A 15594-nucleotide genomic window follows, 5' to 3' on the forward strand; every position below is an offset into this window, starting at 1 on the left:
AACGGCGAGGGGCGGGGGACCTTCGATTTTTCGCGAGGATGTGAGCGATCCTTACCGATCGTTCATTCGCGAGCCGGGGCTGCAATCTTTCCGACGGACTCCCGCAATCGCACCAGCGCACCTGCCTGCACGCAAGGCGAGGGCGCTGCATAAAAATGTGGGAAGGATCCCGAGATGAGCACCTGGAATCAAATCTACAATCCGCTCGGCAATGCGGGGCTGTCGACGCTGGCCGCCGCCATTCCCGTGGTCACGCTGCTGGTCTTGATCGCCAGCGGCAAGGTGAAGGCGCATATCGCGGCCATCATCGCCGTGATCGTGACCAACCTGATCACGATCTTCGTGTTCACGATGCCGGCCGGCATGTCGATCCGCGCATCGATCCTCGGCATCGTCACCGGGTTCTTTCCGATCGGCTGGATCGTGCTCAACGTCATCTTCCTCTACCAGGTCACGGTGAGATGCGGGAAGTTCGAGTTGCTGAAGCGCGCGGTCGGCGGCGTCACGGAGGATCGCCGGTTGCAGCTTCTCCTGATCGCGTTCTCGTTCGGCGCCTTCTTCGAGGGCGCCTCGGGCTTCGGCACCCCGGTCGCGATCACCGGCGCGGTGCTGATCGGGCTCGGCTTCTCGCCGCTCGCAGCCTCCGGCCTGTCGCTGATCGCCAACACCGCGCCGGTCGCCTATGGTGCGCTCGGCACGCCGATCCAGGGCCTCGCCTCGGTCACCGGGCTCGATCCCTATATCCTCGGCGCCATGGTCGGCCGGCAGCTGCCGCTGTTCTCGCTGATCGTGCCGTTCTGGGTGGTGTGGGCCTTTGCCGGCTGGCGCGGCATGAAGGAAATCTGGCCGGCGATCCTGGTCACCGGCGTGTCGTTCGCGGTGCCGCAATTCGTGATCTCGAACTACATCAATCCCTGGATCGTCGATATCGGCGCCTCGCTGATCTCGATGGGCGCGCTGATCCTGTTCCTCAAGATCTGGCAGCCGCGGCAGCTCTGGCTGTCGCCTGCGCTGCGCGGCCGCGATGAATCGGCGGCGACGATGGCGGCCGCACCGCCGCTCGACAAGACGCCGCTGACCCAGGGCGAATTGTGGAGCGCGCTGCTGCCGTGGATCATCGTCTGCATCCTGATGCTGATCTGGGGCAATGGCGCCTTCAAGACCTGGGCGAATGCCAACTTCGTCTGGAACTATGCGGTGCCCGACCTCGACAAGCTGATCTTCAAGGTGCCGCCGGTGGCCGCCAAGCCGACGCCGGAAGGCGCCGTGTTCAGCTTCACCTATCTGTCGTTCACCGGAACCGGCATGCTGATCGCCGCGATCATCTCGGGTCTCTTGATGGGCTTCTCGCCTGCCAAGCTGATCGCCGAATATGGCCGCACCATCCGCCTCTGCGCGATCTCGCTGATTACGATCTCGGCGATGCTGGCGATCGGCACGCTGACCCGGCTGTCCGGCGTCGACGCCACGCTCGGTCTCGCCTTCGCGGCGACCGGCGTGCTCTATCCCTTCTTCGGAACCTTGCTCGGCTGGCTCGGCGTGGCGCTGACCGGATCGGACACCGCCTCGAACGTGCTGTTCGGCAATCTGCAGAAGATCACCTCCGAGCAGCTCGGCCTGTCGCCGATCCTGATGGCGGCGGCGAACTCCTCGGGCGGCGTGATGGGCAAGATGATCGACGCGCAATCGATCGTGGTCGCCTCGACCGCGACCAACTGGTACGGCCACGAGGGTTCGATCCTGCGCTACGTGTTCCTGCACTCGATCGTGCTGGCGTGCCTGGTCGGTCTGTTCGTGACCCTGCAGGCCTATGTCTACCCGTTCACGGAGCTGGTCTTGAAATAACGAGGCGAGGCGTCGCCCAAACGAAGATCCCCGCGGGTGCGAGCCCGCGGGGATTTTGCGTTTCAAGCGCTTTTTCACGCGCCGCCGTTCTGGCCAATCGCAGCCGCGTCCCATACAAGGGCGGCGTCAGAGCATGATCCGGAAAAGCGGAAGCCGGTTTTCCGACTAGACATGCTCAAAAGCGATCCTGGGAATGGCATGATCTCGATGAAGCGGATTCTGAACGGCGGCATGGCCGCGTTGGCGCTGAGTGCAACGGCCCTTGCCGCGGTTCCAGTGCAGGCCCAGGAAGAATTCCCGTTCGGCTTCGTGATGACGCTCGATGCCGCGCGCATGCCAGGCTCCAAGCGGATTCCCTCGATCGAGGTCGGCGAGAATGGCGAGGTGATCCTCGAACTGTGGTGCGATGGCGGCAAGGGCCAGTTCTCGGTCGCCGGCAACACCATCGTGTTCGTTCCCGGCGCGATGGAGAACCGCAGCTGCGCGCCGGATCGGGCGCAGGCCGACAAGGATCTGCTGGCTGCGCTCGGCGACATGACGAGCTGGAAACGGCAGGGCGATCAGGTCACGTTCATCGGCAGCAAGCAGCTGCGGTTCGTGATCAACAGCAACTGATACATCGAGGGGCGGCCGCTCAGGGCGTTGCGACCAATCCGCTTGCGGTGGCGACGATCCAGCGATTGCCCCAGCGCACGATGGAATCGACGCGTCCAAGGCCAGGCACGACGTCGCCGCGCGCGGCCATCTTGACGCCCTCCGGCCCCTCGAGCACGGCGGTGCCGTCGCGGACTTCGACCACCGACCATCCGGGAATCGTGCTCGGGCGGGTCTCGGGAGCTGCTGCCGCGGGCTGCTTCGGCCCCAGCGCCATGGCTTGCGCGTTCAGCGTCGTCGGCGCGGCACCGAGCATCTGCGGGCGTGGATTGGCGACCGATTTGGGGATGCTGCCGGTAACATCGGCGTTGGAGGCGGTCCGGCGCGGGCTCTCGCTCTTTCGGCTCGGTGGCGCCTCCGCAACGTGCTGGACAGGCGCTTCCTTCTGGGCCACCGGGACCGCGGCGGGAGCTGTAAAGTCGCGCCAGTTGGCGCCGCCGGTCCATCCCAGCACGAAGCTTGCGGCCAGTGCGGTGGCTGCCAGCAGGGCAGTGCCGATCCGGTCGGCGAACGGCTCCCGCAGCAGCAGGGCGGCGTCATGGTTCTCGCCTGAGATGTCCCAGAGGTCCGCGGTCTGCGCCGGCGAATGACCCTCCGTCACATCCGTTGGCCAGATGCTCGAAGGACTGATCGGCTCGCGGTCTTGCATGGGCGTGACCCGTGTTCGGTGACGCAAAGGATGATCCTCGAAACTAAATCGAGCCTTAATTTTCGGTGACCGAACTGCGGCAGCACGAAGTCTTTTGGTCGCAGGCCCCGTAAATCGACGGGTATAGGCGAGCGGAAGCGATGCCGTCCTTTGGGCGATCACCACAAACAAGCCCGCGATGAAGCGTCCAGGGGGCGCTACGTTGCCCGGCCTGCAGCGGTCGTTTCCGGACGCCGTCTCCGCGAAGCGGGTCGTCGCGGCGCGCAGACGTCGCTATAGCGGATGCATGCTCGACTTCGCCGCACAATACGCTGCCTTTCGGCGCCGCGATCCGGCCTGGGACGGCATCGTGTTCGTCGCGGTCCGGACCACGGGCGTGTATTGCCGCCCGGTGTGCCGGGCGCGCACGCCGCTCGCCCGCAACGTGCGGTTCTATGGCAGCGCCGCGTCGGCCGAGCGCGCCGGCTACCGGCCCTGCCTGCGCTGCCGTCCCGAAGCGGCGCCGTTCTGCCCGGCATGGAAGGGCACCAGGTCCACGGTCGAGCGCGCGCTGGCGCTGATCGAAGCGGGCGCGCTCGACCGCGGCAATGTCGCTGCGCTGGCCGATCGGCTCGGCATCGGCGCACGGCATCTGTCGCGTCTTTTTGACGAGCAACTCGATGCATCGCCGCTGCAGGTCGCGCTCTCGCTGCGCGTGCAGCGCGCCAAGCGCCTGATCGACGGCAGCAATCTCCCGATCCGTGTGGTGGCGCAGCGCGCCGGCTTCTCCAGCGCGCGTCGCATGAACGCCGCATTCGCAAAACTCTACGGCCGCTCGCCCGCCTCGCTGCGACGGAAAGCCGCCGCCAAGCATCGCGATGCCATGAACCTCGATGGAGATCTGCAATGGCCAGGACCTACGGCACCGTCAGCGCCGAACAGAAACTCAAGATGAGCGGTCTCGAATTCGTCCAAGGGCTCGCCTCTGGCGAATTGCCGCTCAACACCATCGCGCGCACGCTCGGCTATGACGTCACCGAGGCCGAGCATGGCCGCGTCGTCGTCACGCTGCTGCCGACGGATGCGCATCTCAATCCGGCCGGCACCGTGCATGGCGGGCTCACCGCGACACTGCTCGACAGCTGCATGGGGCTTGCGGTGCAGTCGACGCTCGATGCCGGCACGAGCCAGACCACGCTGGAATTCAAGATCTCTCTGGTGCGGCCGATCACGCCGGACACCGGGCTCATCCGGGCCGAGGGCCGTGTGCTCAATTGCGGCCGCCGCGTCGGCACCGCGGAAGGCAGGGTCACCGACGAGAAGGGGCGACTGCTCGCGCACGGCACGACGACGTGCCTGATCTTTCCGGCTTGATGAAAAGCTGCTGCGGAGAGCCTGCGCCGGCACTGCCGAGCCGATCGCTTGCTCTACCCGAATGCATGTAGCCGCGATGCGATCGTCGATGAAACGCCGGCTCACCCGGCGTAACCATTCCGTTCAGGCAAGCGAATGAGGCCGAGCTGCAGCATGGCGGTCAGCGCGTCTTCCTGCCCGAGCTCCTCGGCGATCCGTCCGTCCCGCACGCGCAGCACGGTCGTGCCGGCGAACGTCATCTTGCGGCCGGAGCCCGCGGGCAGCGAGCCGAGGCGGAAGTCGCTGAAGGCAGGCCCGGTGTGCGTGCCGCCACCTTCCCAGCGGCCGACGACGAGATCGCCCTCCGCGACGAGATCGCCGACGCCCCAGAAATTGAGATCCGGGAACGCTTCGCGAAACTCGGTGATGAACTGCGTGACCGCGGCGCGGCCCCTCTTCGGCTCGTGCATCGGGTAGTGCACGACAATGTCCGGCGTCGCGAGCTCCTCGATGATGTTTGGATTCCACGGGTTGCCCCAGAAGCCCGTGAACCATCGGCCGACCACATTCTTGTTTTGCTCTGACATCTCATCGTCTCCATTTGCGCGTTGCCGGCATCGCGGCCGGCGCTGTGTCGATGCGCGCATTAGGCAATGTGAGACGCGTGTCGCACCACCCGATTCCGGATCGGGCATGCTGTCAGACTTCAGGAGAAATTCCGCTGTGTCGATATGACGTTTGGCGCTGCTTCCCGAACTCCGTCGAGCAATCGGGAAGCGGGTGGATCACCGCCACACCGACTTGTCGGCGTCCCAGCGCTGGCCTTTGAACTCCTTGAGCAGCGCGTCGATCGCGCCGTTGTCGTCCTTGGCTTCGCTGCCTTCCTCGTCGCTGCTGGAATCGTCGGACAGATTGAGCTTGGCGCCGGCGCTGTCGTCCGACGTCGAGACGGTGGGGCTCGAGACCCACAGCATCAGTTTGTCGGAGCTGCCGGGCTTGTCGGGCGAGACGAGGGCGGTGATTTCGTAGTTCTGGGTAAGGCCGAGCGCAGGATAGATCGCGCTCGGCCGCTTCAGCACCAGCTTGAGCTTGCCGGTGTTCGCGTTCCAGGTCGCGGACGCCGGCTTTGCCGCGAGCGTCTTTGCCAGCACATTGGAAATCGCAGTCGCGAGCTTGTCCTTGTTGATCTTGTCGCCGTCGCGCCAGTCGGCGGCGGCGAAGCGGATGGTGCGGTCCATCTCCACCACGCCACTGGTCCAGCCGGCTGCCGTCACGCCGGGCGCCGATTTCGCCTTGGCGAGCAGCGCGCCGGCGTGCTCGGGATCGACGGTGAGGTTGAGGGTCTGCTCGCCGGAGCGCATTGCATCGCAGGTTACCGCGAGGCTGGAGGTGCCGACCTCGACGGCCTCGCCCTTCAGGCTCTTGAGGAAATCGGCCGCCGCGTCGAGCTTCACCCGCACCCCGATCGATTCCGGGGAGACGTCGGTAAAATCCTTCGGCTGCGGCGTGATGCCGTCCTCGGTGGCCTGGTTGTCCTGGAATTCCTTCTCGCTGAGATCGGAATTGTCCGTCGATGCCACTTCGGTCACGGTCTGGCCGATCGTGATCTGGCCGCGGAACTCAAAACTGTCGCCGCTCTGCTTGCGGTTCAGCTTGACGGTGACCGGCTGCTTGTCGGCAACGCTCGTGGTGGTGCCGGAGAGCGTCTGGCCGTTGATGGTCAGGTTGGCGACGAAGCGGTCCTTACGCTCGGAGCTCTTGTCGGCGGGATAGCAGACGTCGAGCACCGCCGCAGTCACGGTCTTGCCCTGGCGGGTTTCCTTCAGCACCACGTCGGCATTGCCGTCCATCAGGCCGTCGATCGCGGTGAAGTAGCGCGTCTCGGGGCCGCCCGTCGGCGCCGGCTTCGTTTGCAGCTTCATCTGGGCGAGGGCAGGTGCCGAGATGACGGCAACACCGAGCAGCAGGAGCGGGAGCGCGCGCATACGATAAGTCCTCGAAGGGCAGAATCGGTTCCGTCGTAACTAGCAAACCTCCGTGTCATTGGCCAAAAAAGAAGGCCGCCTAACGGCGGTGCTTCCATAATCGTCGTCATGCGCGGTCGTGCGGTTCCTGGCCGCTCTCCAGCCTGCTGCGCAGCGTGCTGACGACGCGACTGACGGTTTCGATGTCCTTCACCGGCAGCCCATCGGCGAGGCCGTTCACCCAGGGCAGTTGCAGCCGCATCGCCGCGTCGAAGCTTTGCTGGCCCTTGTCGGTCAGCACGACGAGCTGGGCGCGGCGGTGATGCGGGTTGGTCTCGAATGTGACGAGCCCGTCCCGCTTGAGGTCGTTGACGATCCGCTGCACGTTCTGTCTGGCAGCGCCGAGGTCGCGCGCCAGCCACGCCACCGGTTGCGGGCGCTCGGTGGCGACGATGGCGCCGAGGATCTGCCAGCGCGCGCTGGTCAGGCCAAGTCCGGCCACCATCCGGTCGCCGGCGGTGAACAGCAGGCTGTTGAGCCTGAACAGGTCGAGAATCAGGTCGCTCAGGGCCTCGCCCGCCGGCGTTCGCTTGGTTTGCGGCATTTGTCACCATAAGTTTGTATTGACATCATGATGTCAAATATCATATGTATCCGTCGGGTCGAAATGACATCATAGCACCAAATCAACGGAGCCAGCCATGCCGCAGATGCGCCCCCTCGACCCCGCATTCCCGATCGACCGCCAGCTCTCGGTCGAGGCCAGCAACATCGTGCTCGTCAACCTCTTCACGCTCGATGCGGCCGACGAGGATATCTTTCTGAAGGCATGGCAGGCCGACGCCGCCATCATGAAGCGGCAGCCCGGCTTCATCTCCACCCAGCTGCACCGCGCGCTCGGGGACAGCCCGGCCTATCTGAACTACGCAATCTGGGAATCCACCGCGGCCTTCCGCGCCGCCTTTGCGAACCCCGAGTTCAGGGCCAAGCTCGCGGCCTATCCGGCCTCGGCGGTGGCGTCGCCGCACCTGTTCCAGAAGGTCGCGGTGCCGGGCGTGTGCGTGGCGTAGCAGGCTGCCGGAATTATCGCCTCGTCGCAGTCGGATCGCCCAACCCTAGATCACCATCAGAATGCCGAGCGTGGCGAGTGCGGCAAGAAACGATATGTCCAGAAATCGCAGCGGCGATTTTGGGCGACGACCCGCGGCACCGGACATGACGTAGTAGAGGCCATAACCCGCGCCGAGCACGACAAACGTCAACGTTTGCTTGAACCAGAACGTCAGGACCACCGCAAGATCGTCGATGCTGTCTTGGGCATAGGCGCCGAGCGCGAGCACCGCGCCGATCGCGTAGAACAGCACCAGCGTAGACGTCAGGGATTTGGCGTCGCGGGACATGGGATGATCTTACGTCTCGATCGTAATTGAACCGCAAAAAAAGAAGGCCGCCCGGAGGCGGCCTTCGATCGCGATGCGAATGTGCTGAACGGGCTCAGAATCCGCCCATGCCGCCCATTCCACCCATGCCGCCACCGCCCGGCATTGCCGGCGCAGCGTCCTTGGGCAGTTCGGCGACCATGGCTTCGGTGGTCACCAGGAGGCCGGCCACCGAGGAGGCGTCCTGCAGCGCAGTGCGCACCACCTTGGCGGGGTCGATGATGCCCTTGTCGACCATGTCGACATAATCCTCGGTCTGGGCGTCGAAGCCGAAGGTCTCCGACTTGTTCTCGAGGATCTTGCCGACCACGATCGAGCCCTCGACGCCGGCGTTCTCCGAGATCTGGCGGACCGGAGCTTCGAGTGCCTTGAGCACGATGTTGATGCCGGCCTGGACGTCGGCATTCGGGTTGGTGAGACGGCCGACCGCCTTCTTGGCGCGCAGCAGCGCAACGCCGCCGCCCGGCACGATGCCTTCCTGCACCGCAGCGCGGGTCGCGTTCAGCGCGTCCTCGACACGGTCCTTCTTCTCCTTGACCTCGACCTCGGTCGCGCCGCCGACCTTGATGACGGCAACGCCGCCGGCGAGCTTGGCAAGACGCTCCTGCAGCTTCTCACGGTCGTAGTCCGAGGTGGTTTCCTCGATCTGCGCCTTGATCTGGCCAACGCGGGCGTCGATGTCCTTCTTCTTGCCGGCGCCCTTGACGATCGTGGTGTTCTCCTTGTCGATCACGATCTTGCCGGCACGGCCCAGCATGTTGACCGTGACGTTCTCGAGCTTCATGCCGAGGTCGTCGGAGATCAGCTGACCGCCGGTCAGGATCGCGATGTCCTCCAGCATCGCCTTGCGGCGATCGCCGAAGCCCGGCGCCTTGACGGCGGCGACCTTGAGGCCGCCGCGCAGGCGGTTGACCACCAGCGTCGCCAGCGCCTCGCCCTCGACGTCCTCGGCGAGAATCAAGAGCGGACGGCCCGACTGCACCACCGCTTCCAGCACCGGCAGCATCGACTGCAGGCCGGTCAGCTTCTTCTCGTGCAGCAGGATGTAGGCATCCTCGAGCTCGGCGGTCATCTTCTCGGCGTTGGTGATGAAGTAGGGCGACAGGTAGCCGCGGTCGAACTTCATGCCCTCGACGATGTCGACCTCGGTCTCCAGCGACTTGTTCTCCTCGACGGTGATGACGCCCTCGTTGCCGACCTTCTGCATCGCCTGCGCGATCATCTTGCCGATGGCGGCATCGCCATTGGCGGAGATGGTGCCGACCTGGGCGACTTCGGAGGAGGAGGCGACCGCCTTGGCGCGCTTCTCGATGTCCTTGATCACGGCGGCGACCGCGGTGTCGATGCCGCGCTTGAGATCCATCGGGTTCATGCCGGCGGCGACCGACTTGGCGCCCTCGCGGACGATGGCCTGCGCCAGCACGGTCGCGGTGGTGGTGCCGTCGCCGGCGGTGTCGTTGGTCTTGGAAGCGACCTCGCGCAGCATCTGCGCGCCCATGTTCTCGAACTTGTCGTCGAGCTCGATCTCCTTGGCGACGGTGACGCCATCCTTGGTGATGCGGGGCGCGCCGAAGCTCTTCTCGATGACGACGTTGCGGCCCTTCGGGCCGAGCGTCACCTTCACGGCATTGGCGAGCACGTCGACACCGCGCAGCATGCGGTCGCGGGCGTCTCCGGCGAATTTTACGTCCTTGGCAGCCATTGATTTGAACTCCTGGAGTGTCTGTGAATTGCTTGCCGTCTGTTGACGCTCGTCATCGCCGGGCAAAAGCACGAAGTGCGTCTTCGTGCTAGGTGACCCGGCGATCCATCGTTTTGGTAAGATTCTTCGGAAGCGTGATGGATGCCCGGGTCAAGCCCCGGGCGTGACAGCTGAGGGCGCGGCGGCCTTGAAGATCCTGGCGCTTACGCCAGCACGCCCATGATGTCGGACTCCTTCATGATCAGGAGCTCCTGGTTGTCGAGCTTGACCTCGGTGCCCGACCACTTGCCGAACAGCACGCGGTCGCCGACCTTGAGGTCGATCGGGATCAGCTTGCCGGCCTCGTCCCGGCCCCCCGGGCCGACGGCGACGATCTCGCCTTGGGACGGCTTCTCCTTGGCCGAGTCCGGAATGATGATGCCGCCCTTGGACTTCTCCTCGGCATCGATACGCTTGACCACGACGCGGTCATGCAGTGGGCGGAAGGTGGATTTAGCCATGACGTTTCCTCTTGGAGGCTCGGTTTCAGGTCCGGTTCATCGAGACCGGCGTTGAATACCGGCCCGGTCGGCGCCAGGCAGGACGCCCGGCGCATTTAGCAATCGTGGTGCAAGAGTGCTAATTGTGCGCCGGGAAATATGGCTTGGCGCAGTTTCTGTCAAGCAAACGGGTTAAGGCCTTGGTGAGGCCAATATAGGATGGTGGACCGGAAACCAAATCGTAGCGATGACGTAATTTTGTCAGACGTCATTGCTCCGCCTTAAGTTTTACGCTTGGCTGCATGACGGGTGCGGCCGGGAGATAGTTCGGGGGATGCATATGATCAGGTCACTCAACGCGCGATTGGTCGCACGGTTCGCGGCTGTCTCGGCGCTGACGACGCTTTTGGGGGCGTGCGGCAGCATGAGCCTGCCGTCGCTGTCGTCGAATCCCGAACCGGGGCCGGTCGAGCCGGGGGTGGCCCCGGAGATGCCGGCGAGCATCCGCGCCGACGAGATCGTCGGCCGCTGGGGCCTCGCCTCGTTCCAGAATCCCGCCGACCGCGCCCGCACCGAGGCCGCCGCGCGCGGCCAGTGCAAGCAGCCTTACGTGATCGGCGCGGGCCAGAACGGCGGCGTCATCATGCATCTGGCCGACCAGGCCACCCCGCAGGAACTGCGGCTGAAGGGTTCCCCCAGCGGCAAGAACTATATCGGCCCGCCCGGACCTGTGCCCGGCGAGCAGGACCGTGAGATCCTCTCGTTCGACGGCCGGGTCATGATCACCCGCTTCGTCGACAAGGACGCCGCCACCCGCTACGGCAACATGGTCTATGTCCGCTGCGCCCCGAGGGCGTGACGGGCTGGCGCGTCATTCGGGCTCGATGCGAAGCATCGGACCTCAGTTGCGCAACTGCGCACCGGAGAATCTCGACGTCATGGGCTTGCCGTAGGTCAAAACAAAACCGCCGGCCCCGAGGGCCGGCGTTTTTCGTCTGTCCGTGAACCAACCTCAGGGGGCACGAACATTGCCGTGTCGCCCAGGGCGTGACTCGCAGAGACCTGCTTTATCGCCGGACTCCAACCCGATTGACGCCACCATTCAGGTTGCCGCCCGCGTGATGACGAACCGTAGCCCGCGCCACCGGACGAGGCCTTAGCACGACGCCTGCCCTCGCCACGCAACCGTGCGGATAGCCGACATACTGGCAGTAGACGACCGCCTTGGCCGGTGCCGGATTGAGCGCGACACCTGCTGCCCCCAACAGGAGGCTGGCCGCAATCCCCGTAACCGTCACCGACCTGGTCGAAAAAATGTTCGTCCGATGCATGGTGATCTCCATCGCAAGCGAACCGACGATGATGGCGGCGGTTCGGGCACGGTTAACCATATGAATGGCGAGGGATAGGCGATGTTGACCTAGATCAACGCTGGCGCGGGCCGCCCCATGCTAGATCGATCTCCCTCCATATGAAAGAGGGCGGCTCATTAGCCGCCCTCTTGTCGTGTCGTTGCACGGATCTCACTGACAGACGTAGCTGTGGCCGTCGGCCATCTTCGTCATCGTGCCCGGTTCGCAGATGATTCCATTGGCCGCTTTGTAGTCCGCCCATCCGGCATACCCGTAATACGGGCTGCCACCATAATAGGCTCGGGCCGGATAGTAGGGCTGGCCGAAGTGGGGATCCGTCTGGGCGGCGTATGCATCGGTCCAGTTATTCGTGCCCCAGCCAGCATAGACCGGCGCCGTGGCGGCTGCCGTGGCGACCGCGGCCGTGGCGGCGATCCCCGCGCCGACTCCGTACCCGTACGCAGCGCGCCGGGTGTGACGACGCGCAACGCCCGCGACGCTCACGGGCGTCAGCGGTCGGCCCACGCGCGCCTGGGCGCTTTCGACCGAAGCCGAAATGCCGCCCTGCTCGGACCAGGTAATGGAGAGCAGTGTCGCACAAGCGAAAGTCGAGAGCGTAATTGCAGTATTCCTGACATTTCTTCGCGTCATGTTCGATCTCCAGTGTTGAGTACTCCAGTGGCTCCCCCCAATCTGTGATCCTCAACAAGCCGCAGGTATCAGCGCCCAAGAAACCCGCTATGCATCGTCACGGTTTCAATGACGGCAGCGCCCGAGCGAAGCCTGCTCAACATCGGATGCACGCAACGAGCGGTCCGCAAACCTGTGCTGTGTGTTGTGCGGAAGTACAAAGCCCCGTTCGGAGCGACCGGATTCACTCGGGAAGTCCGATGCAACCGGCATCCAATCCTGGCTCCCGGCACACGCATGACAATGCTTCCTCACACGCAGTATGCGCCAACGACAGCAAGCCTGCCAGTAAATTTGCAAGTGTCACAATTGGCACAAACTGCATGCGATCGAGACAGAATTTCTGACTGATGTTTCGCTTGACGGGCAAGCAAGGAAAGCTATCGCGCAAGGTCACTCACGAACGGTGACCGCGTGATCTGACGGCTCTGTCTGGTGATCCTTCTCGGGATGGACCACCGCTGAAGCAAAAACGCCGGCCCTCGAGGCCGGCATTTTTCGTTCTAGTTCGGCAAGCCTCAATTGAACATTGCGTCGATGTCGTCCTGCGAGGCGTGGCCGGCGTCGCCGTCGAGCTTCGGGCCGTTGAGCAGGCGGGCGTCGCCCTCGCGGGTGTCGACGATCGGCGTCGCATGCGACTTGATGGCGTCGACGCCGCCCCAGATATTCATCATCTCGTTGATGTGCTGTTCGATGAACTTCATCGTCTGCATCACCTTGCTGATGCGCTGGCCGGTGAGGTCCTGAAAGTTGCAGGCCTCGAAGATCGAGACCACGCGCTCCTGAATATCTTCGCTGAGCCGCTTCTGCTGATCGGGCGTGACGTTGTTGGCGAGCGCGGTCGCGGCCTGGTCGATCGCCTCCACCGCCTCGAGGATCAGCTGGGTGGCCTGTTCGGTGCCGCCGACCACGGCGCCGAGCTCGCCATTGACCTTGGCCATCTCCTCGCCGTTGAAGCTCTTGCCGTGCAGCACGGCGATCTCGCGTTTGGTGCGGCTGATCGCGTCGTGGATCAGGTCGAGCTCGACCTTGAGCTTCTCGCATTGTTCGACCTGCGCGCGGTAGGTCTCGAGCAGTGCGTGCGTCTCGGCGACTTCGCGGGCGACCGCGGCATCGACGCTGTCGCCGGTGCGCTGCGCCGGCGTCGCGGCCATCTGGGCGCGGATCGAGCGAAGCTCCGCCATGATCTCCCGATGCATCGGGCCGAGCTCGGCGCTGCCGGCAACTTCCGGCTCCGGCATCACGACTTCGCCCATCGCCTGCTCGACACGAAAACGCTTGCGCTTCACTGACATGATTTTCATTCCCGCCCCTTCACTGCCGTCCGTTCTAGCGAGAGGTGATTTAACGTCAGGTTCACGCGGGAACAGTTTGCGCCGCCCGCGCGCAACCGCTGCGATACCGGCGATTAACCATGTCGCCGCGGCGTTCACGCAAAATAAACGCTGTCAGGCAAAACCGCGCCGCAGTGTCGAGATGGTGAATCGAAACGGCCGATCCGTTTACCAAACCGATGCGGTTTTCATTGCTTATTGACCACGTGCAACGGGGCTTGTGCGCTCCGTCCACGTCACACGTCACGACGAAACCAGTACAGAGTACGTCGATGTTCAGGAAAACCACGCTTGCGCTGCTCGCCGGCGCCTCTTCGCTTGTTGCCCTTCCGCATCATGCCATGGCGATCGACGCATCGGCTCAGCCCGAGCCCACCGTGATCTACGCCAACCAGGGCGCACCGCAGCCGCCGATGCGCACCGCTTATGTGCAGCCGCAACGCTCCAACCTGGGCGGCGGCTTCATCGAATTCCTGTTTGGCGATGCGCCGTCGTCGCAGGGTTATTCTCCGCAGCCGAGGTATCAGCAACAGCCCGGTTATTACGGCAACCGCCAGGAGCTGCCGCCGATGGATCCGCAGCAGCAGATGATCCGCCAGCAGGAAGAGGCGGCCGGCGATCCGACGCAGCGTCCGTTCGATCCGCGATACGAAAAGCAGCTGGTCGATTACAGCGGCAAGGAAAGCGCCGGCACCATCGTCGTCGATACGCCGAACAAGTTCCTCTATCTGGTGCAGGGCGACGGCCGCGCGCTGCGCTACGGCATCGGCGTCGGGCGGCCCGGCTTCACCTGGGCCGGCGTCAAGACGATCTCGGCGAAGAAGGAGTGGCCGGCCTGGACGCCACCGCCGGAAATGCTGGCACGCCGTCCCGATCTGCCGCGGCACATGGAAGGCGGCCCGGAGAATCCGCTCGGTGCCCGCGCGATGTATCTCGGCTCCTCGCTCTATCGCATCCACGGCTCCAACGAACCCTGGACGATCGGCACCAACGTCTCGTCGGGCTGCATCCGGATGCGCAATGAGGACGTGATCGACCTCTATGGCCGCGTCAATGTCGGCGCCAAGGTCGTCGTGATGTGAGAGGCGCGTCAACCTCCCCTTGCAAAGGGGAGGTCGCTTTGCTCGTCAGAGCAGAGCGGGTGGGGATCTGGTCTCTCCATGAGCAGCAATGCGTGTGGCTGACCCCCATCCCGACCTTCCCCCTTTCAGGGGGAAGGAGAACGGCTGCATCCGGGGCTACGGATTGTTCAAGACAAAACGGCCGCTCGATGGAGCGGCCGTTCGTGTTCAGGCGACATGCGTACGCTTACGCGTAGTTGCTGTCGTCGCCGCCACCATCATCGAAGCCGCCGTCGTCGTTGTCGAAGTCGTCGGCGTCTTGATCATCGTCACTGTCCCGATCGGCCTGCGCCTGGTCGAACGCGCTGGCGCGCGAGCCGCTGTCGCGATTCGAGCCGACATCGTTGATCCCGGCGTCACGGGCAAGATCGCTCGACGACTGGTCACCGCCCCAGGGGCGCGAACCGCCGCCGAAGTTGCCCGCATCGGCCAGCGACTGGTGGCCGCCGCCGCCCATCATGCCGCGGATGCTCGACAGCAAGAGCCCGCCGCCGACCACGCCGGCCGCGGCCGCAGCCGCAGTGCCGAGGAACGAGCCGCCACCGCCACCGGGCGCGCCGCCGAAGGCCGAGGGCTGCGGGCCGCCGTATTGGGGCTGACCATATTGCTGCGGCGGCTGGCCGTAGCCGCCGGCCTGCTGCATCGCCTGTCCCGAGTTCCAGACCGGGCGGCTGCCGCCGATATCGGGCGCGCGCACCGGCGGCACCGAGCCGTGCGGCTGCTGCTGGCCCTGTCCGAAGATCGCATCGCGCATCGAATCGAGGAAGCCGCCGCCCTGCTGCTGTGCCGGCTGCTGCTGGGCGACCGCGGCCTCGAGCTGCTGGATGCGGTCGTGGGCGCGCTTCAGCGCCTCGTCCTGCACCAGCGCGGTCTGCACCAGCGCGTAAACCGCATTCGGCGCGCTACGCAGGCCTTGCATGATCGCGGACATGGCCTCGCTGTCGCGCGGGGCATTCTCCAGCTTGGCGAGCCGGTCGAAGAGATCGTCGATCAATTGGCGTTCTTGCGGTGTCATGGCGTTCTCCATCGCGTC

General features: G+C 64.8%; 18 protein-coding genes. 7 read left to right on the top strand and 11 right to left on the bottom strand.

Features of this window, described 5'->3' with window-relative positions; all coding sequences use genetic code 11:
• The first annotated feature begins 174 nt into the window (after nt 1–174).
• Entirely contained in the window at nt 175–1845 is a 1671-nt protein-coding gene (locus tag AKN83_RS11300) for an L-lactate permease (RefSeq protein ID WP_050403703.1), read from the top strand.
• A gap of 198 nt (nt 1846–2043) precedes the next feature.
• A complete protein-coding gene (locus tag AKN83_RS11305) occupies nt 2044–2460 on the top strand; it encodes an META domain-containing protein (RefSeq protein ID WP_050403702.1) in 417 nt (138 codons plus the stop codon).
• A 19-nt stretch (nt 2461–2479) separates the two neighbouring features.
• Here AKN83_RS11305 and AKN83_RS11310 read toward each other — a convergent pair whose 3' ends face one another.
• On the bottom strand, nt 2480–3100 hold the full coding sequence (locus tag AKN83_RS11310) for a hypothetical protein (protein WP_157113315.1): 621 nt from the start codon (nt 3098–3100) through the stop codon (nt 2480–2482).
• 226 nt (nt 3101–3326) lie between these two features.
• Between AKN83_RS11310 and AKN83_RS11315 the strand changes: the two genes are divergently transcribed.
• The gene (locus AKN83_RS11315; RefSeq protein ID WP_347336821.1) at nt 3327–4082 is read left to right on the top strand and encodes a bifunctional transcriptional activator/DNA repair enzyme AdaA; all 756 of its coding nucleotides are present in this window, start codon (nt 3327–3329) and stop codon (nt 4080–4082) included.
• The gene (locus tag AKN83_RS11320; protein WP_050403700.1) at nt 4034–4501 is read left to right on the top strand and encodes a PaaI family thioesterase; all 468 of its coding nucleotides are present in this window, start codon (nt 4034–4036) and stop codon (nt 4499–4501) included. The genes AKN83_RS11315 and AKN83_RS11320 overlap by 49 nt, the downstream gene beginning before the upstream one ends.
• Nucleotides 4502–4602: 101 nt before the next feature.
• Here AKN83_RS11320 and AKN83_RS11325 read toward each other — a convergent pair whose 3' ends face one another.
• The 3 genes from AKN83_RS11325 to AKN83_RS11335 form a co-directional block, all read right to left on the bottom strand.
• Nucleotides 4603–5067 carry an ester cyclase gene (locus AKN83_RS11325; RefSeq protein WP_050403699.1) on the bottom strand — a complete coding sequence of 155 codons (465 nt, stop codon included), beginning with the start codon at nt 5065–5067 and terminating at the stop codon, nt 4603–4605.
• 198 nt (nt 5068–5265) lie between these two features.
• Nucleotides 5266–6465: a hypothetical protein gene (locus tag AKN83_RS11330; RefSeq protein WP_050403698.1), complete on the bottom strand. Its 1200-nt coding sequence runs from the start codon at nt 6463–6465 to the stop codon at nt 5266–5268.
• A 106-nt stretch (nt 6466–6571) separates the two neighbouring features.
• The gene (locus tag AKN83_RS11335) at nt 6572–7048 is read right to left on the bottom strand and encodes a MarR family winged helix-turn-helix transcriptional regulator (protein ID WP_050403697.1); all 477 of its coding nucleotides are present in this window, start codon (nt 7046–7048) and stop codon (nt 6572–6574) included.
• Between the two features lie 97 nt (nt 7049–7145).
• Between AKN83_RS11335 and AKN83_RS11340 the strand changes: the two genes are divergently transcribed.
• Complete coding sequence (locus AKN83_RS11340) at nt 7146–7514, top strand: antibiotic biosynthesis monooxygenase family protein (protein WP_050403696.1); 369 nt, start codon at nt 7146–7148, stop codon at nt 7512–7514.
• A gap of 45 nt (nt 7515–7559) precedes the next feature.
• Here AKN83_RS11340 and AKN83_RS11345 read toward each other — a convergent pair whose 3' ends face one another.
• The 3 genes from AKN83_RS11345 to AKN83_RS11355 form a co-directional block, all read right to left on the bottom strand.
• The gene (locus AKN83_RS11345) at nt 7560–7844 is read right to left on the bottom strand and encodes a hypothetical protein (protein ID WP_050403695.1); all 285 of its coding nucleotides are present in this window, start codon (nt 7842–7844) and stop codon (nt 7560–7562) included.
• A 94-nt stretch (nt 7845–7938) separates the two neighbouring features.
• Nucleotides 7939–9585, bottom strand: a complete 1647-nt coding sequence (gene groL, locus AKN83_RS11350) for a chaperonin GroEL (RefSeq protein ID WP_063695299.1) — start codon at nt 9583–9585, stop codon at nt 7939–7941.
• A 203-nt stretch (nt 9586–9788) separates the two neighbouring features.
• The gene (locus AKN83_RS11355) at nt 9789–10085 is read right to left on the bottom strand and encodes a co-chaperone GroES (RefSeq protein ID WP_018269780.1); all 297 of its coding nucleotides are present in this window, start codon (nt 10083–10085) and stop codon (nt 9789–9791) included.
• A gap of 319 nt (nt 10086–10404) precedes the next feature.
• On the opposite strand from AKN83_RS11355, the gene AKN83_RS11360 reads away from it, so the two are divergent.
• The gene (locus tag AKN83_RS11360; RefSeq protein WP_050403750.1) at nt 10405–10923 is read left to right on the top strand and encodes a hypothetical protein; all 519 of its coding nucleotides are present in this window, start codon (nt 10405–10407) and stop codon (nt 10921–10923) included.
• 208 nt (nt 10924–11131) lie between these two features.
• On the opposite strand, the gene AKN83_RS41140 is transcribed toward AKN83_RS11360, so the two are convergent.
• From AKN83_RS41140 to AKN83_RS11370, 3 genes are all read right to left on the bottom strand, one after another.
• Nucleotides 11132–11395 (bottom strand): hypothetical protein, encoded by a 264-nt coding sequence (locus AKN83_RS41140; protein ID WP_083992045.1) that lies wholly within the window; start codon nt 11393–11395, stop codon nt 11132–11134.
• Nucleotides 11396–11587: 192 nt separating this feature from the next.
• Nucleotides 11588–12067 carry a hypothetical protein gene (locus AKN83_RS41145; RefSeq protein WP_244521957.1) on the bottom strand — a complete coding sequence of 160 codons (480 nt, stop codon included), beginning with the start codon at nt 12065–12067 and terminating at the stop codon, nt 11588–11590.
• 557 nt (nt 12068–12624) lie between these two features.
• Nucleotides 12625–13401, bottom strand: a complete 777-nt coding sequence (locus tag AKN83_RS11370; protein WP_050403694.1) for a protein phosphatase CheZ — start codon at nt 13399–13401, stop codon at nt 12625–12627.
• A gap of 311 nt (nt 13402–13712) precedes the next feature.
• Between AKN83_RS11370 and AKN83_RS11375 the strand changes: the two genes are divergently transcribed.
• Nucleotides 13713–14522 carry a L,D-transpeptidase gene (locus tag AKN83_RS11375; RefSeq protein ID WP_050403693.1) on the top strand — a complete coding sequence of 270 codons (810 nt, stop codon included), beginning with the start codon at nt 13713–13715 and terminating at the stop codon, nt 14520–14522.
• 226 nt (nt 14523–14748) lie between these two features.
• Here the strand turns inward: AKN83_RS11375 and AKN83_RS11380 are convergent, their stop codons facing one another.
• Nucleotides 14749–15576 (bottom strand): DUF2076 domain-containing protein, encoded by an 828-nt coding sequence (locus AKN83_RS11380; RefSeq protein WP_050403749.1) that lies wholly within the window; start codon nt 15574–15576, stop codon nt 14749–14751.
• Nucleotides 15577–15594 lie beyond the last annotated feature (18 nt).

This window comes from Bradyrhizobium embrapense, from assembly GCF_001189235.2.
GTDB lineage: Bacteria > Pseudomonadota > Alphaproteobacteria > Rhizobiales > Xanthobacteraceae > Bradyrhizobium > Bradyrhizobium embrapense.